This is a genomic window from Streptomyces sp. DvalAA-14 (genome assembly GCF_900091855.1).
Taxonomy (GTDB): Bacteria; Actinomycetota; Actinomycetes; order Streptomycetales; family Streptomycetaceae; genus Actinacidiphila.
Genome location: NZ_FMCH01000475.1, coordinates 1 through 24,628 on the forward strand (window position 1 = coordinate 1; position 24,628 = coordinate 24,628).

18 protein-coding genes and 2 pseudogenes are annotated in these 24,628 nt (G+C 73.5%); 13 read left to right on the forward strand and 7 right to left on the reverse strand.

Annotated elements, in window-relative coordinates:
• Nucleotides 1–77: 77 nt before the first annotated feature.
• Nucleotides 78–1,965 (forward strand): annotated as a pseudogene (gene dxs, locus GA0115240_RS24660) (1-deoxy-D-xylulose-5-phosphate synthase).
• 128 nt (nucleotides 1,966–2,093) lie between these two features.
• Here the strand turns inward: dxs and GA0115240_RS24665 are convergent.
• The gene (locus GA0115240_RS24665; protein ID WP_093739760.1) at nucleotides 2,094–3,128 is read right to left on the reverse strand and encodes a GlxA family transcriptional regulator; all 1,035 of its coding nucleotides are present in this window, start codon (nucleotides 3,126–3,128) and stop codon (nucleotides 2,094–2,096) included.
• 81 nt (nucleotides 3,129–3,209) lie between these two features.
• On the opposite strand from GA0115240_RS24665, the gene GA0115240_RS24670 reads away from it, so the two are divergent.
• Complete coding sequence (locus GA0115240_RS24670) at nucleotides 3,210–3,638, forward strand: winged helix-turn-helix transcriptional regulator (RefSeq protein ID WP_093739762.1); 429 nt, start codon at nucleotides 3,210–3,212, stop codon at nucleotides 3,636–3,638.
• A 202-nt stretch (nucleotides 3,639–3,840) separates the two neighbouring features.
• Here GA0115240_RS24670 and GA0115240_RS24675 read toward each other — a convergent pair whose 3' ends face one another.
• Genes GA0115240_RS24675 through GA0115240_RS24685 form a run of 3 tightly spaced genes read right to left on the reverse strand, consistent with a single transcriptional unit; the run spans nucleotide 3,841 to nucleotide 6,766 of the window.
• Entirely contained in the window at nucleotides 3,841–4,497 is a 657-nt protein-coding gene (locus GA0115240_RS24675; RefSeq protein WP_093739764.1) for a hypothetical protein, read from the reverse strand.
• Nucleotides 4,494–5,375, reverse strand: coding sequence for an ATP-binding cassette domain-containing protein (locus GA0115240_RS24680; RefSeq protein WP_093739806.1), 882 nt, complete (start codon nucleotides 5,373–5,375; stop codon nucleotides 4,494–4,496). Before GA0115240_RS24680 ends, GA0115240_RS24675 begins: the two co-directional genes overlap by 4 nt.
• Before the next feature lie 50 nt (nucleotides 5,376–5,425).
• Nucleotides 5,426–6,766: an NtaA/DmoA family FMN-dependent monooxygenase gene (locus tag GA0115240_RS24685; protein WP_093739766.1), complete on the reverse strand. Its 1,341-nt coding sequence runs from the start codon at nucleotides 6,764–6,766 to the stop codon at nucleotides 5,426–5,428.
• A gap of 522 nt (nucleotides 6,767–7,288) precedes the next feature.
• Between GA0115240_RS24685 and GA0115240_RS24690 the strand changes: the two genes are divergently transcribed.
• From GA0115240_RS24690 to GA0115240_RS24715, 6 genes are all read left to right on the forward strand, one after another.
• Nucleotides 7,289–7,825, forward strand: a complete 537-nt coding sequence (locus tag GA0115240_RS24690) for a SigE family RNA polymerase sigma factor (protein ID WP_370673371.1) — start codon at nucleotides 7,289–7,291, stop codon at nucleotides 7,823–7,825.
• A gap of 171 nt (nucleotides 7,826–7,996) precedes the next feature.
• Nucleotides 7,997–8,794, forward strand: coding sequence for a hypothetical protein (locus tag GA0115240_RS24695; RefSeq protein WP_093739770.1), 798 nt, complete (start codon nucleotides 7,997–7,999; stop codon nucleotides 8,792–8,794).
• A 130-nt stretch (nucleotides 8,795–8,924) separates the two neighbouring features.
• Nucleotides 8,925–9,440, forward strand: a complete 516-nt coding sequence (locus GA0115240_RS24700; RefSeq protein WP_093739772.1) for a hypothetical protein — start codon at nucleotides 8,925–8,927, stop codon at nucleotides 9,438–9,440.
• Nucleotides 9,441–9,600: 160 nt separating this feature from the next.
• Complete coding sequence (locus GA0115240_RS24705) at nucleotides 9,601–10,824, forward strand: sensor histidine kinase (RefSeq protein ID WP_093739774.1); 1,224 nt, start codon at nucleotides 9,601–9,603, stop codon at nucleotides 10,822–10,824.
• Nucleotides 10,821–11,543 carry a response regulator transcription factor gene (locus tag GA0115240_RS24710; protein ID WP_093739776.1) on the forward strand — a complete coding sequence of 241 codons (723 nt, stop codon included), beginning with the start codon at nucleotides 10,821–10,823 and terminating at the stop codon, nucleotides 11,541–11,543. The genes GA0115240_RS24705 and GA0115240_RS24710 overlap by 4 nt, the downstream gene beginning before the upstream one ends.
• Nucleotides 11,544–11,672: 129 nt before the next feature.
• Nucleotides 11,673–12,698, forward strand: a complete 1,026-nt coding sequence (locus tag GA0115240_RS24715; protein WP_141708952.1) for a hypothetical protein — start codon at nucleotides 11,673–11,675, stop codon at nucleotides 12,696–12,698.
• A gap of 42 nt (nucleotides 12,699–12,740) precedes the next feature.
• On the opposite strand, the gene GA0115240_RS24720 is transcribed toward GA0115240_RS24715, so the two are convergent.
• Together GA0115240_RS24720 and GA0115240_RS36345 are read right to left on the reverse strand one after the other, a co-directional pair.
• On the reverse strand, nucleotides 12,741–17,609 hold the full coding sequence (locus GA0115240_RS24720; RefSeq protein WP_093739780.1) for a hypothetical protein: 4,869 nt from the start codon (nucleotides 17,607–17,609) through the stop codon (nucleotides 12,741–12,743).
• Nucleotides 17,610–17,982: 373 nt separating this feature from the next.
• Nucleotides 17,983–18,860, reverse strand: a pseudogene (locus GA0115240_RS36345) (S-4TM family putative pore-forming effector).
• Nucleotides 18,861–19,308: 448 nt separating this feature from the next.
• On the opposite strand from GA0115240_RS36345, the gene GA0115240_RS24735 reads away from it, so the two are divergent.
• The 5 genes from GA0115240_RS24735 to GA0115240_RS24755 all read left to right on the forward strand — a co-directional run bounded on the left by GA0115240_RS24735 (nucleotide 19,309) and on the right by GA0115240_RS24755 (nucleotide 23,761).
• Nucleotides 19,309–20,475, forward strand: coding sequence for a Kelch repeat-containing protein (locus tag GA0115240_RS24735; protein WP_093739786.1), 1,167 nt, complete (start codon nucleotides 19,309–19,311; stop codon nucleotides 20,473–20,475).
• Between the two features lie 270 nt (nucleotides 20,476–20,745).
• A complete protein-coding gene (locus GA0115240_RS24740; RefSeq protein ID WP_176725163.1) occupies nucleotides 20,746–20,940 on the forward strand; it encodes a hypothetical protein in 195 nt (64 codons plus the stop codon).
• A 100-nt stretch (nucleotides 20,941–21,040) separates the two neighbouring features.
• Nucleotides 21,041–21,772, forward strand: a complete 732-nt coding sequence (locus GA0115240_RS24745; protein WP_141708954.1) for a hypothetical protein — start codon at nucleotides 21,041–21,043, stop codon at nucleotides 21,770–21,772.
• Nucleotides 21,769–22,707, forward strand: coding sequence for a DUF6895 family protein (locus tag GA0115240_RS24750; protein WP_093739790.1), 939 nt, complete (start codon nucleotides 21,769–21,771; stop codon nucleotides 22,705–22,707). Before GA0115240_RS24745 ends, GA0115240_RS24750 begins: the two co-directional genes overlap by 4 nt.
• A complete protein-coding gene (locus GA0115240_RS24755; RefSeq protein ID WP_093739792.1) occupies nucleotides 22,691–23,761 on the forward strand; it encodes a serine hydrolase domain-containing protein in 1,071 nt (356 codons plus the stop codon). Before GA0115240_RS24750 ends, GA0115240_RS24755 begins: the two co-directional genes overlap by 17 nt.
• On the opposite strand, the gene GA0115240_RS24760 is transcribed toward GA0115240_RS24755, so the two are convergent.
• A complete protein-coding gene (locus tag GA0115240_RS24760; protein ID WP_093739794.1) occupies nucleotides 23,710–24,591 on the reverse strand; it encodes a class I SAM-dependent methyltransferase in 882 nt (293 codons plus the stop codon). The two genes, GA0115240_RS24755 and GA0115240_RS24760, sit on opposite strands and share 52 nt — an antisense overlap.
• Nucleotides 24,592–24,628: the final 37 nt, after the last annotated feature.

Genomic DNA, 24,628 nt, shown 5'->3' on the forward strand with positions numbered 1-24,628 from the left:
CTCGCCCGGGCCTTCGCCCGGCGCCCGCGGTCGGACCCGTCGGCTCGGCCGGCGCCGGAGCAATGACAAGGAAGCACATGCCCCTGCTGGAACACATCAACGAGCCCGCGGACCTGCGCGGTCTGAGCCATCCGCAGCTCGCCGCGCTGGCCGAGGAGATCCGCGGCTTCCTGGTCCGGCACATCGCGGAGACCGGCGGCCGATCTCGGCCCGAACCTGGGGGTCGTCGAGCTGACCCTGGCCCTGCACCGGTGCTTCGACTCCCCGCGCGACACCTTGCTGTGGGATGTCGGCCACCAGAGTTACGTCCACAAGATCGTGACCGGACGGGCCGCGGGCTTCACCCGGCTGCGCCGGCGCGGGGGCCTGTCCGGCTACCCCAGCCGCGCCGAGTCCGCCCATGACCACATCGAGCATTCGCATGCGTCCATGGCGCTGTCCTACGCCGACGGCATGGCCAAGGCTCGGCAGCTCGCGGGGGAGACCGGCCGGCACATCGTGGCGGTGGTCGGCGACGGCGCCCTGACCGGCGGGGCGGCCTGGGAGGCCCTCAACAGCATCGCGGCCGCTCCCGAGCGCCCGGTGGTGATCGTCGTGAACGACAACGGCCGCTCCTACGCGCCCACCGTCGGCGGACTGGCGCGGCACCTGGCGGCGCTGCGGACCCACGCGGGCTACGAACGGCTGCTGGGCTGGGGGAAGCAGGCACTCGACGGCGCCGGCGGCCCGGGGCAGACGGTCTACCGCGCGCTGCACGCCACCAAGCAAGGGCTCAAGGACGCCCTCATGCCCCAAGTGCTCTTCGAGGACTTGGGGTTGAAGTACCTCGGGCCGGTGGACGGCCATGACGTCCCCGCCCTGGAAGAGGCACTGGAACGCGCCAAGGCCTACCGGTCCCCGGTCATCGTGCACTGCGTCACCCGCAAGGGCCTGGGATACCGGCCCGCGGAGGAGGACGAAGCGGACCATCTGCACGGCGTCGGAGCGATCGACCCGGCCACCGGCACTCCGCTGCGCCCCGGCGGACTCAGCTGGTCCGCCGCTTTCGGGCGGGAACTGCTCGCGCTTGCCCCGACGCGGCCGGACGTGGTCGCCATCACGGCCGCGATGCCCGGATCGGTCGGCCTGGCCGAGTTCGCAAGGCACTGTCCGACCCGGTTCTTCGACGTCGGCATCGCCGAGCAGCACGCGGTGGCCTCGGCCGCCGGACTGGCGATGGGCGGCCTGCATCCCGTGGTGGCGCTCTACGGCACCTTTCTCAACCGGGCGCTGGATCAGGTGCTGATGGACCTCGCGCTGCACCGGCTCGGCGTGACGCTCGTGATCGACCGGGCAGGCGTCACCGGGGACGACGGGCCCAGCCACAACGGCCTGTGGGATCTGGTGCTGCTCCAGGCCGTGCCCGGGCTCCGCATGGCCGCGCCGCGCGATCTCCCCACCCTCCGTGAGGAGTTGCGCGAAGCACTGGAGGTCGCCGACGCGCCGACCGCTGTCCGCTTCCCGCGCGGGGCCGTAGGAGCCGAGATCCCCGCGCTGCGCCGGGCCGGCGGCGTCGACGTGCTGCGGGAATCACGCGGCGGAGTCCTCCTGGTGGGCGTGGGTGTCATGGCGCGGACCGCGCTCGAAGCGGCCGAGCTGTGCGCCGAGCGGGGTGTGGAGAGCACGGTGGTGGACCCGCGGTGGGTCAAACCCCTCCCCGCGGAGCTGCTGCGGCTGGCCGCGCGGCATCCGGTGATCGTGACCGTCGAGGACGGGCTGCGCACGGGCGGCGTGGGAAGCGTCCTGACCCAGGAACTGCACGACGCCGGCATCGCGGCCGACATCCGGGTACTCGGCGTGGCCGACGGTTTCCCGGAGCAGGGCACCCGCGCCGACCTGCTGGCTGAGGCGGGGCTGTCCGCGCACGGCGTCGCGGACGCCGTCCTCGCGGCGGCCGGTACGGCCGGGCGGCCCGGGACCGCGTGAGCGCCCCCGTCCCCACCGTCGCCGGCCCGGGCCTGTCCGTGGCTGGTGGCGCGGCTCGCCACGTCCCTCTGGGGGCGGGCGCCGTGGTGGCCGCCACCGCGACCCGTCCCGCCGTACGCCGCTCCGCCTCACCCCTGGGGTCGTGGACCGCTCCTCGCCGCCACGGCGGCATCGGTGTCCGCGAAGCCGGTCGAGTGGAAGCGCGCCCGGAAGGCGCCCGGGGTGACCATCAGGTTGCGGACGAAGGCCCTGCGGAGCGACTCGGGGGAGCCGAAGCCGGTACGGCGGGCGATCACCGCCATGGGGTCGTCGCCGGTTTCCAGCATCGCCTGCGCCGCTTCCAGCCGGATCTGCTCTACGTAGCGGGCCGGTGTGGTCCCCACTTCGTCGCAGAAGAGCCGGGCCACGTGGCGGGGGCTGATGCCGGCCCGGCGGGCCATGGCGGCCAGGCTGTGGTCGGCGCCGGGGTCTTCCGCGACGGCGTCCAGCGCCCGGCGCAGCATCTCCTGGCGGGTGTGCGGAACACGGGCGCGAACGCTGAACTGGGACTGCCCGCCGGGCCGTTGCATGAAGACCACCATGTCCTTGGCCACCGCGCGGGCCACCCCGGCCCCGCAGTGCTCCTCCACCAGAGCCAGGGACAGGTCGATGCCGGCGCTGACCCCGGCCGAGGTCATCATCTTGCCGTCCTGGACGAAGATCGCGTCGGGGTCGACCCGGACGGCGGGGAAACGCTGGGCGAGCTGCCGTGACTGGCGCCAGTGGGTGGCGGCGCGCCGGCCGTCCAGGAGGCCGGCGGCGGCCAGCAGCAGGGCGCCGGTGCAGATGGAGGCGGTGCGCCGGGAGTTCGCGTCGAGCCGCCGCACGATGTCCAGCAGCGCGTCGTCCTTGATCATCCGCTCCCAGTCGGGACCCCCGGGGATCACCAGCACGTCACTGGTCTCGCGCAGGTCCGCCACCGGCATGTCGACGCTGAGGCGGGTCCCCGCGGCGGTCGTGACCTCGGTGCCGTCGGCGGACACGATGTTCAGCCGGTAGCGGCCGCCGAACTCGTTGGCCGAACTGAACACCTCGATCGGACCGGTCACATCCAGCAGCCGGACGCCGGGGAAGACGAAGAGGGTCACCAGGAGGGTGCCGGTTCCGGTGTGTGGGTGGTGCATCGCGTGCCTCCGGACCTGCCCTGCGCGGGTGCTTCGTGTCAGCCATGTCGGTTCGTAAAACAAACCGACTACGATTGTGCCATGACGGACACCCAGCCGCGCGCGTGCCCCATCGCCGGGACCCTCGACCTCGTGGGGGAGCGCTGGTCGCTCCTGGTCCTGCGCGAGGTGTTCATGGGCGTCCGGCGGTATGCCGACATCCGCGCCAACACCGGGGCGCCGCGGGACATCCTCACCAAGCGGCTGAGGTCCCTGGAGGCCGCGGGCATCCTGGACCGCCGCCGCTACCAGGACAACCCGCCCCGCTTCGACTACCACCTGACCGCCGCCGGACAGGCGCTGGAGCCGGTGCTGATCGGCCTGCGCGAGTGGGGCATGCGGCACCTGCAGGACCCGCCGCCCGCCCCGCGGTTCCTGCACACGTGCGGCGCCGATGTGGTGACCCGGGTCGTCTGTGCGCAGTGCGGCGAACCGCTGGAGGGCGGCGGCCTGGTGACCGTGCTGGACTAGCCGGGAGCGGGGCAGGCGGGCGCCGGGGCCGACTGAGCCGTCACCGGCCCGGCACACCCGGCCGGGCCGGTGACGGGACGGCGCTCAGTGCGCCGTCGCGAGGTGGGCCGCGACGGCGGCGAGCAGGCTCTCGCCGGCGTCGTCGGCCGCCCAGCAGACGTAGCCGTCGGGCCGGCGGCCATCCGTGACGCGGGTGCGGACCTCAGCCTTTCCGGACCGATACGGCCTGTGTCACCGCCGCCCCGGCCGCCAGAACGGCGGCGGAGACGGCCAGCATCGCACTGGTGGATCCGAGCGCGGCCGCCGAGCCCGAGGAGGTCGCCAGCGTGGTGAGCAGGACGTTGACCGGCGGCAGGCCCTTCACCAGCAGTACGCCGAGCAGCAGGACCAGGGCGAGCGCGAGGGCGTGGCCCCGGCGGCGGACGACCTGGCGGGAGCACAGCAGCCCGATGGCGATACCGGTGAAGGCACAGGTGAGTTGGGCTTCGAGGCCCACCACCAGGTCGGCGGGGACGAGGGTGTGCGTTCCGAGCAGCAGCGGCAGCCACAGGCCGGCTACCGCGAGCAGCAGGCACCAGAGCAGGGCCGCGCCGATGGAGCCGAGCAGCACCCGTAGCGAACCGCCCGCGCTGACCGTGAGCACCGCCCGATGCGGGTGGTCCTCCAGCCCCATCACCGCGATGGTCAGCCAGGTGGAACACACCAGCATGGCGCCGGCCGCCGCACCGTAGCTGGACGCCAGCGGCCCGGAGTCGTCGCTGACCAGTACCACCAGCAGGCCCACGAACAGCAGCAGGGACGCGAGGTAGCGCTGGGACAGCAGCATGCTGGTGACCAGGTAGCGGACCAGCGCGATCACCCCGCCGCCCTCCTGGCGCCGGCTCCGAAGGCACGCCGGCCGTCGGTGATCCGCTCCAGCCGCTCGACCGACCACCGGTGCCGCAACGCCGTCAGCAGCACGGCGTCCGAGTGCTCCCGCCGCACCCGCAGCACGATCTCCGGTCCCCGGCGGGCGGCGTCCACCACACCCGGCACCGCGTACCAGTCCTGTTCGGCCGGCGCCGCCCCGCCCGCCGGGGCGCGCAGCACGAGCCGGACCGTCACCGGGTCCCCGGCGGCTTCGGGCCCGCCCCGCCACGTCACCCGCCCGTCGCTGATGAGATACGTGCCGGTGGCGTGTGCCTCGGTGACCGACTCGCGGTGGTCGGTGAACACCACCGCCCCGCCCCTGGCGGCCACTTCGCCGATGACGTCGCCCAGGACCGCGTGCGCCGCGGTGTCCAGACCGGACCACGGCTCGTCCAGAACCAGCAGATCCGGCTCGACGAGCAGCGCCTGGGCGAGCGCCACCTTCTGCGCGTTGCCCTTCGACAAGGTGCGCAAGGGAGCCTCCGGACCGCCCGCCAGGGCCAGCCGGTCGATCAGCAGATTCGCCCGGTCGTGGGCCGCGGCGGAGGACAGGCCCCGGATACGGCCCATGTGGCCGAGATAGGAGAGCGCCGACATCCGGTCGTCGGCGGTGAAGCGGTCCGGCACGTAACCGGTGTGCGGCGACCGCCCCGACACCGTCCCCGATGTCGGGCGGGACGACCCGGCCAGGATTCTCAGCAGCGTCGACTTGCCCGAACCGTTGTCGCCGACCACCGCCAGGACGTCGCCGGGGCAGACGTCCATGTCGACGTCGCGGAGGATCCACCGCCCCCTGCCGTACCGCTTGCCCACCGCCTCGCACCGCAGCAACTCGGCTCCTCCGCACCCCGCGTCCGGCCCAGGGTACGACGGTCCCCTCAGTCGTTGGTGAGTTGGGGTTCGCGGGTGAACTGGTTGCGCGGGACCGGCAGGCCGAGGTTGCCGCGCAGGGTGTCGGCCTCGTACGCGGTGCGGAACAGGCCGCGCTTTTGCAGGACCGGGACCACACCGTCGATGAAGGCCGCCACGTCGTCGTCGGTGCGGAAGGCGAGGTTGATGCCGTCGAGGGTGCGGGCGTTGAACCACTCCTCGATGCTGTCGGCGACGGTCTGCGGCGCACCGACGAACGGCGAGCGGCGAAACTCCCTGAGCGAGTCGGCAACTTGACGGAGGGTCAGATGTTCAGCTGCTGCCCGCGCGATGATCCGCGCCGCGCCGGTCCGGCCGCTCTTCTCGGCCAGGTGCGCCACGTCCGGGAAGGGCGCGTCCAGGTCGTGGCGGCTGAAGTCGTAGGCGCCGAAGGAACGGCCGAGCAGCGCGAGGTTGCGGTCGAAGTCGTCGTCCTCCTCGAAGATCTCCCGCTCGCGGCGCCGCGCGGCCTCGTCGGTCGCGGCGACGACCGGGCTGCCGTGGATGAAGATCTTGATGTGTTCGGGGTCGCGGCCGTAGGACGCGGTGCGCTTCTTGATGTCGGCGTAGTACTCCTGGGCCTGCTGCAGTGACCCGCCCGGGGCGTAGATGCCCTCGGCGACCCGCGCGGCCAGGTCGCGGCCCTCCTCGGAGACGCCGGCCTGGAAGATGACCGGCTGGCCCTGCGGGGAACGGGACAGGTTGAGCGGGCCGGCGACCTTGAGGTGTTCGCCCACGTGGTTGAGGGCGTGCAGCTTGGTCGGATCGAGGAAGACATTGCGCTCCACGTCGGCCGGGAACGCGTCGTCCTCGTAGGAGTCCCACAGGCCGCGCGCCACCTGGACGAATTCCAGGGCGCGGCCGTAGCGGGTCGGGTAGTCGAGGTGCTCGTCGAGCCCGAAGTTTCTCGAAGCGCCGCTGTCGAAGCTGGTCACCACGTTCCATCCGGCGCGGCCGCCGCTGATGTGGTCGAGCGAGGCGAACCTGCGGGCCAGGTTGAACGGCGAGTTGTACGTCGAACTCGCCGTGCCCACCAGACCGATGTGCCGGGTGTGGGTGGCGACCGCCGACAACAGGGTGAGCGGCTCCAGCCGGTTGAGGTAGTGCGCCGGGTAAGTGGCGTTGATGAACTGGCTGTCGACGACGAACAGGGCGTCGAACAGGGCGTGTTCGGCGGCCTGCGCCTGCCGGATGTAGTAGTTGATGTCGATGCTGGCGTTCTTCGCGATCCGCGGGTCCTTCCACAGGCCGTGCTGGCCCGGGCCGCCGACACCGTAGGGGTGCAGGGCGAGGTGGATCTTGCGGGACATGGCTTCTCCCTCGGTGCGGTGCGGTGCGGTGCGGTGCGTTCGGGCGGGTCCGCGGGGCGCGGGAATGCGGGACGGGGCGCCGCGTCGGCCACGGAGGAGGGGAGCAGGCGACAGCTCTCCGGCGCGCGCCACGCGCATACCGCGCATACCGCGCATCCCGCGCACACCGTGCTCACCGCAGGACGCGGCCGGGCGTGCGCGGTGACGGACCCGAGGGGCCGATGGGGTGGCGAGGGGACAGACGCACCTGCCGCCCGGGGCGGTCAGACGCCGGTGGGTCGCGCGCGGCGGGTGGTCAGCAACAAAGAGCGCTGCAGGTGCGCCGCAGGTCCACGTAGCGGCACACCACACCGGGATGCGTCGAGAACATGGGGCACATCCTGGTGGCAACGCCAACCGGGTGTCAATGGACACCAATTGGTGTCTCATGCGGCGAGACGGCTCTGACCAGCGTCGACGCCATTCGATGCCGCCGGGAGGGGGCCGGCTGTAACGTTTTCCGGTCCTCGTCGCGTCGAAGGAGTGGGAGCCGACGACGAGGGGGCCCGGGTGCGCACGGCGCAGACACAGGCTTATCTGGAGTTTTCCGCCGCACGGGCCGGGCATCTCTTCCGCTCGGCCTGCCTGCTGGCCAGCGGTGACACCCATCTTGCCGAGGACCTCGTACAGGAGACCCTCGGGCGGATGTACGTGGTGTGGGGCCGGATCGCGAAGGTCGACAATCCGGCGGCGTACGCGCAGACCGTGCTGGTGCGCGCGTTCCTCACCCATCGGCGGCGCAGCAGCAGCCGGGAGTCGCCCAGCGCGGAGCTGCCCGACCGGCTGGCCGGCGCGGGCGGTGACACCCTCCTGCGCGTCACGCTGCTCACGGCCCTGGCCGAACTGGGCCCGAAGGACCGGGCGGTGCTGGTGCTGCGCTACTGGGAGGACCGGAGCATCGAGGAGACCGCCGAGGTGCTCCAGACCAGCGCGGGCGCGGTGCGCACCCGGTCGGTGCGTGCGCTGAGCCGGCTGCGCGCCGAACTCGGCGGCTCCCTGCGCGATCTTGCCGGACAGTGACGCCCCCGCTCTGCCCCTGCCCCTGACCGTTCCGGCCCGTTTGCCTCTGACCTTCCGATCCCTCGGCCCCTGGCCTTCCGACCCCGGCGGGGATCCTGCTCGGCACGCGACGTGACGTCCCCTCCGACCTACCCCACCATGACCCACCGACCCGCGAGAGGGTGGTTTTCCATGCCCATCGAGACCGACGACGGCAATTCCTCCGAACCCCTGGACCTCTTCGGCGATCAGTTCGGCCGGGCCCTGCGCCACACCGCCGATGCCTTCCAGCCCGACGGCCGCCCGCTGGTGGCCGGTGGGCACACCCGTGGCCGCAGGCTGCGCCGCCGCCGGACCGCCGTCGTCACGGCCGGCGTCGCGGTGGTCGCCCTGGCCGGAGCCGGCGGCGGACTGGCCGCCGGGATCGGCGGGACCGCGCACGGGCAGCACCGCAGCCAGGTCGCCGCGCCCCCCGCACCGGTCCACCGCCCCAGCGCCAGCCCCACCCCGACCGGCAAGCCCGCACTCACCGGTCAGCAGGTGGCCGGCATCTTCCTCTCGCTGCTGCCCAAGGCCAAGATCTCGGGTGTGGTCAGCCGCGGCACCGAGGACGGCATTCCGTACGTCCACGTGGTCTACGACGACGGCCTCGGTCCGGCGGCGGTGGAGGTCTCCATCGGCATGCAGGAGGCGGAGCAGTGCCCGGCGCACCCGGCGCCCGGGACCTCCTGCGGCGTGATCCACACGCGGGGCGGCGACGTGACGGTCCTGAAGGGATACGAGTACCCCGACCACCGGGCGGACACCAAGGACTGGGTCGCCTCCTACCCCAGGCCGAACGGCGCCGTCGTCGAGATCAGCGAGTGGAACGCCCCGCAGGAGAAGGACGCCCCGGTCACCCGGCCGACCCCGCCCCTGTCGGCCAAGCAGTTGGCCTCGATCGTGACGAGCCCGCGGTGGCAGCGGGTGATCGACGCGTTGCCGCAGTGACGCGGTCGGTCGGCACGACCGGACCGGCCGGCCCGCGGCCGGTCAACCCACGGGTTGACGGCCGCGGCCAACCCCGCGGTCAACCCTGGAGCCGACGCCGCGAGCCGGCGCGCCGGGCAAGCTCAGGGGCGTGACGACAACTGATTACCTCATCTCCGCAGCCCTGGTCCTCCTGGTCGTCCCGCAGATCCGCGGGACGCGCCAGACCCTGCACAACGCGCTGTTTCCGGTGGTCGCCGTGGTCGCCGCTGCCGCGTACTACCTCACCTCCTTTCCCACCCAGGGCCACGACGTAGGGCTCGACGTCATCGGTGTCGTCGCCGGCGCCGTACTGGGCGTGGCCTGCGGCGCGGCCACCCGGCTGAGCCGGGCGTCGGACGGCGTCGCGGTGGCGAAGGCGGGAGTGCTCGCCGCGGGCCTGTGGATCGTCGGCATGGCCTCGCGTACCGGGTTCGAGTACTGGGCCACGCACAGCGGCTCGCACGCCGTCGCCCGGTTCAGCCGCGACAACCTGATCACCGGTTCCGACGCGTGGACCACCGGGCTGCTGCTGATGGCCCTGGCCCAGGTCCTGTGCCGGCTCGCGGTGGTGCGCGTCCGGGCCCACCAGGTCTCCGCGACCGGCCCCGTGCCGGCCCGTGCCTGACCCGGTGGGAGCGGCCGGACCGCGCGGGCGGCGCGCGGTCCGCCCACCGGTTCCCGCACCGGTCCGTGCACTGCTGCGCGCACCGTCCCGGAGCCGGAGCGCCGGACCCGGGACGGGACCCGTTGGCCCGGCCTCGCTCCACCCTCCTATCCTTCAGCACATGACGGACGCCGCGGACGGCCCATCCATCCCGGTCAGCCCGCGGGTGGCCACGGCGCTGGCGCACGCCCGGGACCGGCGCGAGCGCAGGGCCCGACGGCTGCTGCCCGTGCTGTGGGGCGTGCTGGCCGCCGTCGCCGCCCAGTCCCTGACCTCCCACCCCGCACCCGGCGCGAGCGGGGTACACCTGGCGGTCGCCCTGGTGCTCGCCGGCTGCCTGCTGCCGCTGGCCGTTGTCGCCTCGGGCCGGTGGCAGCTGACCGCGCCCCTGCCCTGCGTCGTCTACTGCCTGCTGGTCGGCGGTTTCGGCCTGGCGCTCGGCATCCTGCAACCCGGCACCATGTCCACCCTGCCGCCCGCGGTGGGGGTGATGACGGCCTTCCTCGTCCTGCGCCCGCCGCCGGCCTTCGCGCTCAGCGGCGTCCTGACCGGCGCGCTGGTCGTCACCGCCGTGGCCGGCACGGACGGCGGCTTCGTCAACGTGGCCAGCCAGCTGCTGTTCTGCGCGGTCCTGGCCCTCATGGCCGTCAGCATCCGGCAGGCCGGGGACAACGAGATCCGCGCGGAGCTGCTCCTCGCCCAGCTGGAGGACGCCCGGGAGGCGGAGGCGCTGGCCGCGGCGCTGGCCGAGCGCACCCGCATCGCGCAGGACCTGCACGACGTCCTCGCCCAGACGCTGTCCGGACTGGCCATCCAGGTGCAGGCCGCCCGCCTGATGGCCCGGCGCCAGGAGGCCGGCCAGGACCTGCGCGAGCTGCTGGACCGGGCCGCGAAACTGGTCAAGGACGGCCTGGGCGAGGCGCGCCGGGCGGTGGGAGTGCTGCGCGGGGACAAGCTGCCCTCCCTGGAGCGCCTGCCCGAGCTGGTCGAGCGCTACCGCACCGACATGGAACTCGACGTCCGCATGATCGTCAGCGGGACCCGGCGCGCGCTGCCCGCCGACGCGGGCCAGGCGCTGTACCGCGGCGCGCAGGAGGCGCTGACCAACGTCGCACGCTACGCACGCGGCGCCCGTACCACCGTGACCCTCTGCTACGCACCGCAGGCCACCACCTTGACCGTCGAGGACCTGCGCGAGGGCCCCGGCCCCGCCCCGGCAGCCCTCGCCGTCGGCTCGGGCCTGGGCCTGACCGGCATGCGCGAGCGGCTGAACGCGGTCGGCGGCAACGCCAGCGCCGGGCCGACCGAACGCGGATGGACGGTACGGATGGTGCTGCCGGTATGACGCCGCCCGAACCGGCGAGTCCGGACGGCACGAGGATCAGGGTCCTGATCGCGGACGACCAGCGCGTCGTACGCGACGGACTGGTGCTGCTGATCGGCATGCTGGACGGCATCGAGGTCGTCGGCGCGGCCAGCAACGGGTCCGAAGCGGTGGAACTCGCCGAGCGGTTGCGCCCCGACGTGGTGCTGATGGACCTGAACATGCCCGTCCTGGACGGCGTCGCGGCGACCGCGCTCCTGCGCGAACGGCTCCCGGACCTGCCGGTCCTGGTGCTGACCACCTACGCCGACGACGACTCGGTCTTCCCCGCGCTGCGGGCCGGCGCGCGCGGCTATCTGACCAAGGACGCGGACGACGAGCAGGTGGAGACCGCGATCCACAACCTGCACCGCGGCCGCACCTGGCTCGACCCGGTCGTCCAGGCCCGCCTCGTGGCCACCATCCAGCCCGGCGGCACCGCCCCGGCGGGCGCGTCCCGCCCCCAGGAGGCCGGGGAGCGGGCCAGCGGTCCGGGGCCCGACGACCTGACCCCGCGCGAGGCCGAAGTGCTCACCCTCATCGCCGAGGGCCTGTCCAACGCCCAGATCTGCGCCCGGCTCGTGGTCAGCCCGGCCACCGTCAAGACGCACATCAACCGGATCTTCGCGAAGATCGGCGTCAACGACCGCGCCCAGGCCGTGCGCTACGCCTACCGCAACCACCTGACCGACCCGTCCTGAACCACGCGCGGACCGCGGGTCCACCCGGCCCGACGCACGCCGGGAACCGCGGTCGGTTCCGGACACGTGTACCCGGTCGGCAGGACGTTCCCGCGAGCTCGCGGGCGCCGCACCAAGGGGGAGAGCACAGTGGCACGAGGACCGATCTTTTCGCCGAGCAGACGCAGACACGCGGCCGACCGAAGCGGTACGGGTACGCCGGAAACAGCCCGGACGGCCCGTACGGCCCGGACGACCCGTACGGTCCGGACCGGGCGCACCGTCCGCGGGCGCCGGACGCCCGGCGCCACCCGCCGCACCCTCCGTACCCGGCTCGCCGCCGGCGCCATGGCGCTGCTGGGCACCATGGGCCTGGCCCTGGCCGGCGCGGCCCCGGCGCACGCCGGCCTCGACGGACCCCTGTCCACCGCCAGTGACCAGCACTGCGTGACCGATGTCGCGCACGCGGGGGGCTTCACCCTGCTCGAACCGACCGACCGCGTGACGGTCAGCGTGGAAGCGGCCGGGCACGACCCGGCGGACCACTGGGTCTGGCTCGAGTACAGCGTGCCCGGCTCCGTCAACCCCACCAAGGTCGTGGGCCACTTCGACCCCGACCGGCACAATGTCTTCTTCACCTTCGACATCCCGTACCCGGCCACCGGCAGCGACCTGGTCTACACCTCGAACGTGATCTACGCCGACGGCACCAGCTTCAGCGACCACTTCGACGACCCGCTGCTCAACTGCACCCAGAGCCCCGCGCCCCAGCCGGACTTCAGCGTATGGAGCAACTTCGAGGCGACCTCGTTCGCCCAGACCTGCGGCGTCACCCGGCCGACGATCATCAAGGGCATGCTGATCCACCCCGGGGTGCCGTACGACCTGGTGACGGTGAATGTGGCGGCCGGCGCGCCGTACGACTGGAGCACGGTGGCCAACGACACGTTCTGGACGGGCTACTGGATCCGCGGCAGCGACCCGAACGACCCGGCACCCACCTACATCCCCGGCACCACCGGTGCCTTCGGCCCGATCGGCGCCCCCGTCACGGTGAGCTTCACCATCCTCGACCCGCCGCACACCGGTGAGCTCAACATCCTGACCAGCACCCGCAGTTCCGACGGCTGGAACCGCACCGAGCCCTCCCAGAGCTGGGCCGCCATGGCCTGCTGAGCCGCGGCCGGCGGAGCACGGTGCGCGCCGGAGGCTCCGGACTCAGCCGCCGGCGCTGCCGGCCGAGGGGAGCACAGCGGCGCCGCCGTGGGCCAGCAGTTCCGGCCAGGGGCCACCGCAACGGGTTCGGGCGTGGATACGCAGCCGGTTGCCGACCGACTGCCGCAGGACGGAGTGGATGTCCTGGCGCTGCGCCAGTTCCTGGAACCACGCGGGCGGATCCGACAGGGAGGACTCCAGCAGCTGGGCGAACACCTCCACCGCCCGCCGGGCGATCGCGACGTCGGCGGTGACCAAGTCCGTCATCAGGTCTCTGCGGCCGGTCGGACCGAGTCGCTCCAGCAGGGTCCGCAGGGGCGCCCCCCAGCGATTGGCGATCTCCCGTTTCGGCTTCAGCACCCGCGGGTCGTAGGCGTGCAGCGCCCGGGAGATCCGCAGCACCAGACGGGCGGCGTCCGGCGGGTCGACCAGAGCCGTCCTTTCGATCAGCCGTCCCAGTTCACGAATGTCCTCGGTCACCAGCGGGCCCTCGTCGGCGGTGGCGGGCACGACGAGCGGGACGAGAAGGTCGGCGGTGGCCCGCCGCCCGGCGGGGTCTTCGACAGCGGAGAGCCGGCACAGCGCGACGGTCAGGACGGAGCGGGCGAAGGCGGACGAGTCCTCTGCCTTCTCCGCGGCCGGACCGGCTGCGTCTGCTGAACGAGGGGTGTCCGCCAGGTCGGACAGGATCTCGACCAGCGGTCCCGCGTCAACCATGCTCCAGCGGTCCGCGATGATCGCCGAGCGGACCAGTTCGAGGAGCGCGATCCGCAGCGGATACCCGGGCCCGGCGCGCAGTTCGTCGACAACGTCCGCGATCCGCGGCGCCGGCCAGCCGGTGCGGTCGATCATGGCGCGGATCAACCGGTAGCCCTGCCTGCGGCGTTCGGCTGCCCCGCTGACCAATCGGTCGGCCAGGCCGCGCAGTCCGGCGTCGTGGGAAGGCGGCAGAACGTGCCCGCACGCGGCGGCGGCCTCCAGCGCCGCGACCAGGAAGTCGGTCTCCTCGGTGAGCACCGCCTCCTCGGCGAAATACTCCAACATCTCGGGGTGATCCGCGAGGTGATCGAAAAAGGCGTCGCGGAACGATCCCTGCACCCTTTTCTCCGTGGCGGCATGCGTTGGTCCGTCATTCGCCCACCGGTGCAGCGCCTGTCGCGCCCCGGGATGTCCCGCCGCGACCGCGGCCACCGTCAGCCGGGCGAGTCCGTCGGCGCTCAGCCATGCCTCCGGCCCGGAATCGTCCGGGAGCAGCGCCAGCAGCCGGCCGGCCTGCGGGCGGGCTCGGACGACACCTTCCAGGAACCACGCGGGCCGGGTCCGGCGGCCGTCCTCGTACGCGGGTGCGGGCAGCCGGCCCAGCGCCTCCCGGCAGGCGGTGTCCAGCAACCTGGCGAAGGGTGAAGCATCCGGGTCGGCAGCCCGGCCTTCGTTCTCGTAGGCACCGGCCATGACCGGGACGACCACCATGTCCAGCGCGGCGCTCTGCGGGCCCGGCAGAGCCAAGGCGAACAGCGACTCGACGACCTGTTCGGCGGGTCCTTGTTCAAGGGTGCCGGCGAGCACACCGGCGCCGTAGAGCCGGGCCAGGGCCGCCGGGCTGTCCGTCGCGCCGGAGACGGCACCGAGTACCAGGGACAGGCGCCGCTCCGGCGGGCACCCGGTCAGCGTGCTGGCCCACAGGCTGCCGAATGCGTGTTCCAGCGGTACGAGTTTCTTGTCCCGCCCGCTGCCGCGCTTATCCAGCAGAGCCCCGAACCGGGCAGCCGCCAGCGAGCGCGCCCGGGCCGCTGCCACCGGGTCGTCGATGCGGGCTGCCTCCTCGGACGCCGCCCGTACCAGGTCGGCCAGGCCGGCGTGCACCCTGGCGGCACTGAACAGTGCCCAGAACCGCTCCATCCGGTCCAAGGCCCAGGTGACGTCGTGCCGGAACAGGACGCGCAGGATCCGCAGGTAGAGATGGTCGTGGGCGCGCAGGTCCTGCGGCAGCCAGGTCAGCAGCCAGCCCACGCAGTCCAGGTCGTCGGACAGGTGGAGGGCCGCGCTGGGATCGTGGTGTGCCAGACGGCACAAGGACTCCAGGAGTTGGACACGGACCGGCCGTTCGCCCGGATCCGCCTCGGCGCCGCGCCGCCAGACCTCCGTCAGATCCTCGGTCCAGCGCCGTGCGTCGCGGTGCCGGCGGCCGGGGAGGACCACAAGGAAGCGCTTGACCGGCTCGGCGGACAGCGTCCGCAGCCGGTCCCGGGCGGGGCCGACGGCCGGTCCCGGGGCGCGGAGCTGCGCGTACAGCTCCAGCCCGAGCGCCTCCGTGCGGTCGTCGCGCAGAAGCGGCAGCAGCAGCTCGTCCGCCCTGCCGGGTGCCTCCCGGGGCACCAACTGGCCGGCCACCGCGGCCAGTACCAGGTCGGTCGGATGTGCCAGGATGCGCTCGATCAATTCGCCGCCCCGGCCGCTCGTACGCAGCCAGTCGGCGGCCATGTACTCGAAGAAGGTCTGGTGGAAGAACCGGACCCGGGTGGTGCCGGGGATGGTGGCGGTGACCCCGCGGCGTTCGAGCTCCCGCAGATCCCCGAGCACACTCTTCCAGGACCGGTCGGGCAGCAGCTCCTCCAGATGGTGCTCGGCGGCGGGCAGGTCCATTTCCAGTTCGTTGGCGGCGAGCATGTAGCGGGCCAGCGCCTGGGCGACCGGTCGCAGGTCGCGGGCGGCCGGCGACCCGGCCGGGGGATCTTCCTGCTCGGCCCGCGCGTCCTGCTCGACGCGCCTGCGCCTGACCCGGTCGTACAGTGACGCGACGTCGATGTCCCGTACCGGCGGATCGGGGGTGTAGACGTCGAACAGCAGCCGCAAGGTCAGCGGGGAGTCGCACACCTCACGCAGCGGCAGATCCTGGTAGACGGCCCCCATGATGCGGGCCTCCAGAGCCTGCGCCGCACCGGGCCCGTCGACGGCCCTGCGGCAGTAGACCCCGCTGTGTCCGGCGACCGCCTTGGCGCGCTCGCCGTCGCTGTACGCACCCAGGCGCAGCGCGGAGCGCATGTAGGCGTCGCCGGCCCCTGTTTCGCCCGGGTCGGCGTCCTCGAGGGGCAACAGCCCGGCCTCGCCCGGCCGGCAGGACATGACCACCGACGCCTTCGCGCCGCGCGCCGTCTCGATGAGCCGCGCGACCAGCGCTGCCCCGTCGGGACTGTGCATCAGCAAGTCCAGGGTGTCCACCAGCAGCACCGGGATCGTGCCCGCATCGCCGCACCGGGCAAGGGCCGCGGCGACATCGGGCACCTTCACAGCGGTGGACGGCAGGGGTTCGGGGCGCTGGGCGTCGAGCAGGAAGGACGCCTTGACGAACAGCGGCTCCACACCGTCCTGCGCGGCCAGCGTTCGGTAGAGGCTCCACAACAACGTGGTCTTGCCGTATCCCGGTTCGCCGACGACGAGTTGGGCGCAGCGCTCCGGCACCCGGCGCAGCACCACGGCCTCGAGTTCCCGCGGTACGTGCAGCTCCGACAACGTGATGCCCCGCGGGAAAAGGGCGTTGGGCGGCATGAGCAGCCCCGCGTCCGCCACCGCCTGGGCGCCGAGCCGCCGCAGCCGGTCCAGTTCCCGCGCCCCCGCTTCAGCGGTGTCGGCCGTCGCGAGTTCGCCCGGCTGCGGCGCCGTGAACGCCACTCCTGCCGCGGGTGGCCGGTGACCGTAGCGCTCCAGCAGTTCGGCGCCCGCGTGGGCCGCCAGCCGGAAGTACCACCAGCGGCCCTTGTCACCCGAGTCGTCGTACGTCGTGAACCGCAGGGCCGCGGCCTGCAGGCAGAGCAGGAACTGGTTGTTCCAGATGTCCCGCCAGCCGTCCTTGACGAGGCCGGCGCAGGTGTCCAGTACCGCGTCGACGAGCTCCAGCAGTTCGGGGACGATCCGATCCCGGTCCTCCTCGCTCGGCGCCACCAGGTAGCGCAGCAGGGCGAGTTCCTGGCCGGGCGGGAGCCCTTGCCGTAACCAGTCCGCGACGACCGACAGCAGCAGCATGGCGACGTCCCGGCCCAGCGGCGCGTCCGCGGTGTATGTCGTCAGGTCGATCAACTGGAAGGCGTCGGGCTGCGGCCGCCCTTTGCGGCGTGGGACGAGGACGTTGTCGAGGTGCAGATCTCCGTGGGCGTGACCCCGCACGACAAGGACTTCGGGATCCGGCAGCCCGGGCCTGCCGGCCACCATGGCCAGCGGGTTCGGCAGCACGGCGCCGTCGACCTCGATCCAGTCGGCGTCCGGCCCCGGCGCGCGGACCCGGTCACCGTAGGCCAGGACCGAGCCGCCCGCTGCGACCAGTGCGTCCAGTTCCCCGGCCAGCAGCCGGGACGCGGCGACGGGCACCGCCTCCGCGTTCTCCATCCCCTGGTTCCACCCGGTGAGCAGCCACGTCACGACACACGTGCAGGCCGCGGAGAGCTCCTGGCTCCTCAGCTGCGCGAGCGCGACCACGGAGCGCAGGCTGCCGCCGGCCGGGGTCTGGAAGGTGAGCAGCCGGCCGTCGGCCAGCGGCCATGGGGCGAAGGCCTGCTTCGCCACCTTGCCGGCGGCGGTACGTTCGGCCCGCGCGTGGGCCGTTGCTTCGCGGCGCAGCTCGGGCGGGCAGACCTTGACCACGACATCACCGGGTCCGGGCGTCACCGTGACCGCGCCCAGCAGGGCATCGGTGCCGCTGGCGGCCAACGGAAGCCATCGCGGCGAGACCGGCCGGACGGTACCGCCGTGCCCACCGTCCCGTGCCCACTCGACCAGCGCGTCACCAGCCGCCCGGTCACGGCCGAACACCGCTGCCAGATCGGCGGCCGCTTTCGCGTCGGCGGCGGCCTCGGCCGCCGGGCCGATGGGGTCGATCACCGGACGACCTCCATTTTCTCCGCGGCAACCGCTCGGACGCTACGGCACCGATGAGCCGCGCATCGCGGCGCGCGGCCGCCGGCTGGCGATGCCGTGCGCCCAGCGTAGACCAGCCGTCGCGCGGGGCGCTTTCGCCGGCCGGTGGCGGATGCCGCTCCGCGGCCCTACCGGTCGTCCGCCGCCCCGGGACGGCCGATGGCGTCGACCAGCAGCAGCACGGGCTCCGGCAGCGGCGGCTCCGGGACGGTGTCCGGCACCTCGCCCAGCCGGCGCAGGAGCGGCAGGTACTCCCAGCCCGCGGGCCGGGACGCGAGCGCCAGCGCCTCCCTTCGGTGCCGCCGCGCCGTTTCCTCGCCGTTTCCTCGCCGCTTCCTCAGCTGTGCCCGGCGGCGGGCGACGGCGAGGCCGCCAGTCCGGCGAGTTCGTCCATGTCCGCCGCGAAGTCCGCCCGGTCGGCCTCCAGGAACCTGTTGAAGAACCAGTCGGGGACCCGGGCTTGCGTCAGCCGGGTTTGCAGCAGGACGTCCTGCACCTGACGCGCCAGGGACAACACCTCCGGCATTTCCGCCGGGGGCGCGCCGGCCCGGGCGTACTCCTCGATCCGGGAACGCAGCGCCCACCTGGCGTGCTCCCGTGCCGCCTTGGTGTCCAGCTGGGACTTGTAGGTGTCGACGCCCAGCAGCAGCAACCCGAGCGAGGGGACATACCAGTGGATCAACACGGAAGTCAGGGTCATCTGGGTCAGGATGCCGGCCACCGCCCCCGCGGCGAGCCAGACGAAGAGCCCGGTCTGGACCGCGGTGGCGTAGCGGCTGCGGATGCGCGCACCCCAGCCGAGGTTTTGCAGTTGGCAGGCGACGACATCGAACGGGCGGGGGAGGTCCCGGATCTCGTAGTAGTCGCGCAGTTTGCCGGGCGCTCCCCGGTAACGGCGCGCGTTGCGGCTTGTCTCGTCCGCCGAGGGCCCGGCCCGGCCAGTACATGGTTCCAGGGGAGCCCGAACAGGCCGGTGTCGAAGGTCTCCTGGAACAGAGCCGCCCTGCGGAACTCGGTCCTGGTCCATGCGCTCGCCCCGACGGCGTACACGACTGCCCACAGCAGGCCGAGGAGGGTCAGGGGCGTCTGCACCGAGGGCACGAACACGCCGGCCACCGCTCCGGCGGCGAGGGCCGCGGACACGGCGACGTGACCGGAGGCGAAGCGTTGCGCGCGGGCGTGGGACGCGGCGGCGGCACGCAGGAGCTGAAGCATCTCCGGATCGTTCTGGCGCTGGACGATCGGCACCGACGCCTGTGAACTCACGCCGCCCCCATGTCAGTTCCCCATCCCCGAATGTCCGGGGTGTCCGGACTCCGTGGACATGCCCAATGCCTGTCCGGGCTACTCCTGCCAGGATCGGCCGTGCCACCTTACGCCGCGTCAGGTACGCCGTCCCCGGGGCGCCGGCGCAGTCGGCTCGTTCGAGCAGCCGGGCCAGACACGGAATTGAGGGGGCCGTTGTTCAACGGGCGCCCTGTCGGTCTTCTCACAACACGCGTATCGCCGCACCACTCGTGCAACAGAAAGGCCGCTGCGCAGAATCGGAGACAGCCCGGCCGCGGGGGATATGCGGCCCCCGCCGGTGGCTGCCGTGCGCGCATACGCGCGGTGGAAGGTGCCGGGCCCCCGTTCGCTGCCTCATGACACCTGAGGAGTCATCGTGCGCACCACGAGGAAGAAGCAGTACCGCCGGCTCGCGGCCGGCGGCTTGGGGCTTGCCGCGGCCACCGCCCTGGTCCTGCTGGGCGGTCAGCCGGCCACGGCCACTGCCACCAACGCGGCCGGGACCGCGGGGAGCGGCCTCGCCGCCCAGGCGCGGCACAACCTGCTCGCCCTCAACTCCCCTGCGGACCGGGCGCGGTTGATGTCCCCCCGGTCGGCGCCGGAGTCGAAGGGCGGCGGCGGCAAGGGCGGCGGCACCCCGTCGCCGACTGCCACCCCGGCCCCCGGCGGTGCCTGGCGGTCGCTGGCCGCCTTCCCGACCCGGATCTCCGACAATGTCGTCGGCAGCAACAACGGCACCGTCTATTCGGTGACCGGTTGGACCGGCGCGGCCTCCACCGCGGACCTGTACGCCCTGGCGCCCGGGGCCGGCAGCTGGAAGAGGCTCACCGCCTCGCCCGTGGTCCGCAGCACCGCCTCCGGCGCCTTCATCGACGGGAAGTTCTACCTGACCGGCGGCTGGGGCACCGACGACCGGCCCGTCGCCGAGACCGACGTGTACGACCCCGCCACCAACCGGTGGACGCGGCTGGCGCCGCTGCCCGAACCGGTCGCCGCCGCCGCGGCCACCGTGCTGGACGGCAAGCTCTATCTGGTCGGCGGGTGCGACGCGGAGCAGTGCGGCTCGGTCGCCGACGTCCAGGTGTACGACCCGGCCGCCAACACCTGGTCGCGGACTGCCTCCTACCCGACCCCCGTGGACTTCGCCGCCTGCGGGGCCATCAGCGGCAAGATCTACTGCGCCGGGGGCTCCGACCTGGCCGGAGTGGTCGAGACGCTCACCGCCGCGTACGTCTACGACCCGGCCACCGACGGCTGGTCCCGGATCGCCGACCTCCCCGAGGACGCCTTCGGCGCCGCCTACACCGTCGCGAACGGAAAGCTGCTGGTCCAGGACGGCGCTGTCGACGACGCGTTGCTGGAGACGAACCAGGGCTTCGCCTACGATCCGGCGGCCAACAGCTGGAGCCCACTGCCGGATTCGCTGTTCGGCGAGCTGCGCGGCGGTTCGGCCCCGGGCTTCTTCGAGATCGGCGGCGACCCGGGCCAGGGCCCCGAGAACGTGCTGACCTCGACCCAGGTGCTCCCCGGCTTCACCGGCTGACCCGCCGCCGATGCCGAATCCCCGGCCACCGCGCCGGGGTTCGGTCGTCCGCCGAGGCCGCCCTGCCGTCGCCCGGCGTGAACTCCGTCATCTCGCCCCGTTCGCTGGAAAGAGTGAAAAAAGGTGTGGTCCGTCGTCAACGCGAACGTATCTGGGCAAGTGCCCTGTAACGGGCGCTCGTTGCACTCGGGGGCCCGTTCGTTGGCGGCGGTCGCCGCGCAACGCCGCTAGGGCCGCCCGGGATCGGGCGGCCGCCAGGTTGGAGGAAAGATGTCCGTCCAGACCATCACTCGCACCCGCGCGGTGCTCGCCGGATCGGCCGAGCGTGCCGCGGTCCACTCGCTGATCTCCGAACCGGAGGCATCGGTCAGCGGCGCGCCGGTGTTCGCGCCGGAGGCCTCCCAGCTCCTGCTGGCCCTGATCCTGCTGTCGCCCAAGGAGCCGGCCGAGCCCCGCGGGAAGTAGGCGCCGAAGGTGACGCAGGCATCCCCGACGGCGCACAGAGAAAGGCGGGTCGCCGATGTCGCACGCGGGCTTCGCGCCGTCGGCTGACTATGCGGCGGCCGTGGACAGTCTGGCCGGACACGTTCTGGCTGCTTTGCGGAGCGCGCAGGACCCGCCGGGCCTGGCTGCCCACGTCGCGCAAGCGGCGGACACGCGAGCGGCGTTGGCGGCGGTGCGGGTGCTGGGACCTGATGTCTTCGCACCCGCACTGCTCGCCGGAGCACCCTTCGGGCCGGCGGACCGCGAGGTGGTGGCCGAGGCGCTGCGCGTCTTCCCGCTCTCCGCGGGTGATCCGCCCGAGGCCGTCCGGCTCGGCCGGGCGACCGCCGCGCTGCTCGCCCGGTGCGGCGGAGACGCCCCCGTGCCCGGCCCGAGCGCCGCCGGGCCCGACCCTGGTGCCGCCGGGCCCGACCCGAATGCCGCCGGGCCCGACCTGTCGGCGGCCGCGACCACGGGGGACTGGCAGACCTGGGTGCGGTGGATGGCGCGGCTGTCCCCGCTCGCGCTGCCCGGCCTGAACGGACCGGTCCGCGAGCAGGCGGCCCGCCGGACGCTGGATCTGAGCCGGGGGCTCGCCCGCTCGATGCTGCGCCGCGACCACCCCACCGCCGCGCGGCTCGCCCGCTGGGTCGCCCTGGCCCCCCGATCCGTCGCCGTGCCCGGCATGGACATCGCCGCGGTGGTGACCCACCTGGAGCTGTGCGGCGCGACCGGCGCCAGGACCGTGATGAACACCGCCGTCGCACGCCTGCTCCTGGCCGGCGACCGGGAGCCGAAGGAGCACGGCCCATGACCACGGCGTCCAGCGGAGCGCCGGTGCCCGCCCGGCAGGTCGCGCACCTGGTGGCGGCCCGCGCACTGGACTGGTTGCACCACAACGCCGGCCGCGCCGCGGTGCCGCCCGACACCACGGCCGAACTCGCCGACCCCGACAGCGTCTACAAGCCACTGGGCGAATCGGCGCTGGCCGCCTCCCTGGTGCTGCGGGAAGGGATGGCCTCCTCGGGCGGCCGGCGGGCGGCCCGGGATCTGCTCGACTTCGCCTGGACCCAGCTGGGCCGCGGCGATCTGCTCTACGAGCGGCAGTTGCGCTACCCGACGGCAACCGACCCGATGGAGCTCTACGCCCACTTCGCGCGCGGCGGCCACCGGCACGAGCGCCTGGAGACACTCGTCGCCCACCTCGGCGGCCTGGCCTCGCAGCGCGGCGCGGAGCAACTGCCCAACCGCCGGCTGGCGGTGGCGAACGCAGCCCGGATCGCCGGGGTGGGCCCCCGCGCCGACTGGCGGGCGCTGCTCGACGCCACGTGGCTGGGGCACACCCCCGAGCCGTGGATGATCGACTGGATGACGGCCTACTGCATGACGCACACCGTCTTCCACGTCACCGACTGGGGGGCGCGGCCGGACGCGCTGCCGCCCCGGGTGGCCGCATACCTGGCCGCCTGGCTGCCGGTGTGGATGGAGGTCTGGCTGGAGATCCAGGAGTGGGACCTCGTCGCCGAACTGCTCATCGTGGACGGCTGCCTTCCCCGGCCGGGGCGCGCACCGGGCGTGTGGGAGCGGATCGCCGCGGTCCAGCGCCCGGACGGCCTGCTGCCCCGCGACGGGCAGCCGGTGGACGAGAACCCGGACATCGCGTTCCGGGACCACCGCCATACGGCGGTCGTGGCGACCGTCGCCGGGACCCTGGCGTCCTCCCGCTACGGCGATGCCGCCCGCGCGTGACCGCGCCCGGCTGCCGCCCGGGCGGCTGGAAACGGTCGCGCGGGCCGCGGGCCGCCGGGCCGGCCTGGTGGTCGCGGCATACGCGGCCGGCGAATCCACCACGCTCTGCCGGGGTTTCACCGACCGCGGCGGAACGCTTCCCGTCACCGACCGGACCCGTTTCGAACTCGGGTCGGTCACCAAGACGTTCACCTCGCTGCTGCTCGCCGACCTGGCGGCGCGAGGCCCGGTATGCCTCGACGAGCCGCTCGGCGCCCTGATCCCGCGCCGGTCGCTGCCCCGGAGCCCCCTGGCCGCGGACATCACCCTGGAGCAGCTGGCGACGCACACCTCCGGGCTGCCGCGGCTCCCCCCGGGTCTGCTGCGGACCGCGGCGCCCTCGTGGACCACCAACCCGTACCAGGCGTTCCCGCCGGAGGCGCTGCTGGATTCCCTGGCCGTCAGCCGGCTGGGGCATCCGCCCGGCACCCGGGTGCACTACTCCAACTTCGGTGTCGGCCTGCTCGGCGCGCTGCTCACCGAGCAGGCCGGCACCGGCTACGACGCGCTGCTGCGGGCACACGTGCTGGAGCCGCTGGCCCTGACCGACACCACCGCCGACCCCGCCGGACCCCAGGCCACCGGCCACTGGCACGGCCGCCCGCGACCACCCTTCCTCATCCCCTCGATGCCGGCCGCCGGCGCGCTGCGCTCCAGCGCCCGGGACCTGCTGCGCTACCTGCGCGGTCTCATCGCCCCGCACACCGTCACACCCCCCGGGCAGCCGCTGCACCTGGCGCTGCACGAGGTGACCCGCCCCCGCCGCCGTGCCCTCGCCGGCCCGGAACTCGCCCTCGCCTGGACCCGGCGCGTGCGCCCCGCGCCCGCCCCCGCGCTGTACTTCCACTCCGGCGCCACCCGCGGTTTCACCGCCTTCGCCGGCTTCAGCCGTGACCCGGCCGTCGCCGTGGTGGCGCTGACGAACACCGCCCCCGGCCTGCACAGCCGATTCGTCCAGACCGCCTACCAACTCCTCTGCGACCTCGCCCGCGAACCGGGCGGCCGGCCCCGCTGAACGCGCCGACGCCGGCACGCTCCCGTCCGGCGTCCGGCGTCCGGCGTCGGGTATCGCGCGTCGGGCTTCCGGCCGACGATCAGCCGCACCGCTCCGTGGAAATGGGGCCGGGTGCGGTGGAATCCGTACCGCTCGTCCCAGGCCCCCGACGCCAGGTCGGCGGCCAGTGCCCGCACCGCCCGTTCCTCGACGCCCGGTTCGAGGAAGCCCCACGCGGACTGCGCCCGCCGCACCGCCGGGTCCAGCAGTGCTTCCGGGCGGCCGTAGAAGGCCTCGGTGAAGCCGTCGACGCAGTCGAGCGGGATCGGTACCTCGTGGATCGCGGTGTCCGCGCCGAGTTCGGCGGCGATGGTGCCGATCGCCGGATAACGGCTCGCCTCGACCCGCCGCAATTCGGGTACGTAGTCCATCAGCCACAGCCGGCCCAGCTCGTCGCCGTCGAAGGTCAGCACGAGGACCGGGCCGCGGGCGACCCGGCGCATCTCGCGCAGCCCGGCGACGGGGTCCGGCCACTGATGGACGGTGATCATCGCCATGGCGGCGTCCACCGAGTCGTCGTCGAGCGGCAGCGCCTGCGCGACGCCCCGGACGGCCGGTGCGAGGTGGGGCGGGCGCAGGGCGCGCATGGTGGAGGAGGGTTCGACGGGCAGCACGTGGCGGTCGGCGGGTTCGTACGAGCCGGCGCCCGCGCCGACGTTGACGACCGTCCGCGCGTCGCCCAGGGCGGCGTGGACCAGCGCGGCGATCCGGGGGTCGGTGCGGCGGACGCGGGCGTAGCCGTCGCCGACCGAGCCGTAATCGGTGTCGCCCATGCCTTCGGCCGCTGTCATCTCGTAGGTCCTTTCCGGGGGTGCGGGGACAGGGCAG

Excerpts from the sequence above, each read along its gene's own strand:
- GA0115240_RS24755 (WP_093739792.1), top strand. The coding sequence starts at position 22,691 with ATGCCGCCCGCGCGTGACCGCGCCCGGCTGCCGCCCGGGCGGCTGGAA.
- GA0115240_RS24670 (WP_093739762.1), top strand. The coding sequence starts at position 3,210 with ATGACGGACACCCAGCCGCGCGCGTGCCCCATCGCCGGGACCCTCGAC.
- GA0115240_RS24740 (WP_176725163.1), top strand. The coding sequence starts at position 20,746 with ATGTCCGTCCAGACCATCACTCGCACCCGCGCGGTGCTCGCCGGATCG.
- GA0115240_RS24750 (WP_093739790.1), top strand. The coding sequence starts at position 21,769 with ATGACCACGGCGTCCAGCGGAGCGCCGGTGCCCGCCCGGCAGGTCGCG.
- GA0115240_RS24760 (WP_093739794.1), bottom strand. The coding sequence starts at position 24,591 with ATGACAGCGGCCGAAGGCATGGGCGACACCGATTACGGCTCGGTCGGC.
- GA0115240_RS24695 (WP_093739770.1), top strand. The coding sequence starts at position 7,997 with ATGCCCATCGAGACCGACGACGGCAATTCCTCCGAACCCCTGGACCTC.
- GA0115240_RS24710 (WP_093739776.1), top strand. The coding sequence starts at position 10,821 with ATGACGCCGCCCGAACCGGCGAGTCCGGACGGCACGAGGATCAGGGTC.
- GA0115240_RS24665 (WP_093739760.1), bottom strand. The coding sequence starts at position 3,128 with ATGCACCACCCACACACCGGAACCGGCACCCTCCTGGTGACCCTCTTC.
- GA0115240_RS24705 (WP_093739774.1), top strand. The coding sequence starts at position 9,601 with ATGACGGACGCCGCGGACGGCCCATCCATCCCGGTCAGCCCGCGGGTG.
- GA0115240_RS24685 (WP_093739766.1), bottom strand. The coding sequence starts at position 6,766 with ATGTCCCGCAAGATCCACCTCGCCCTGCACCCCTACGGTGTCGGCGGC.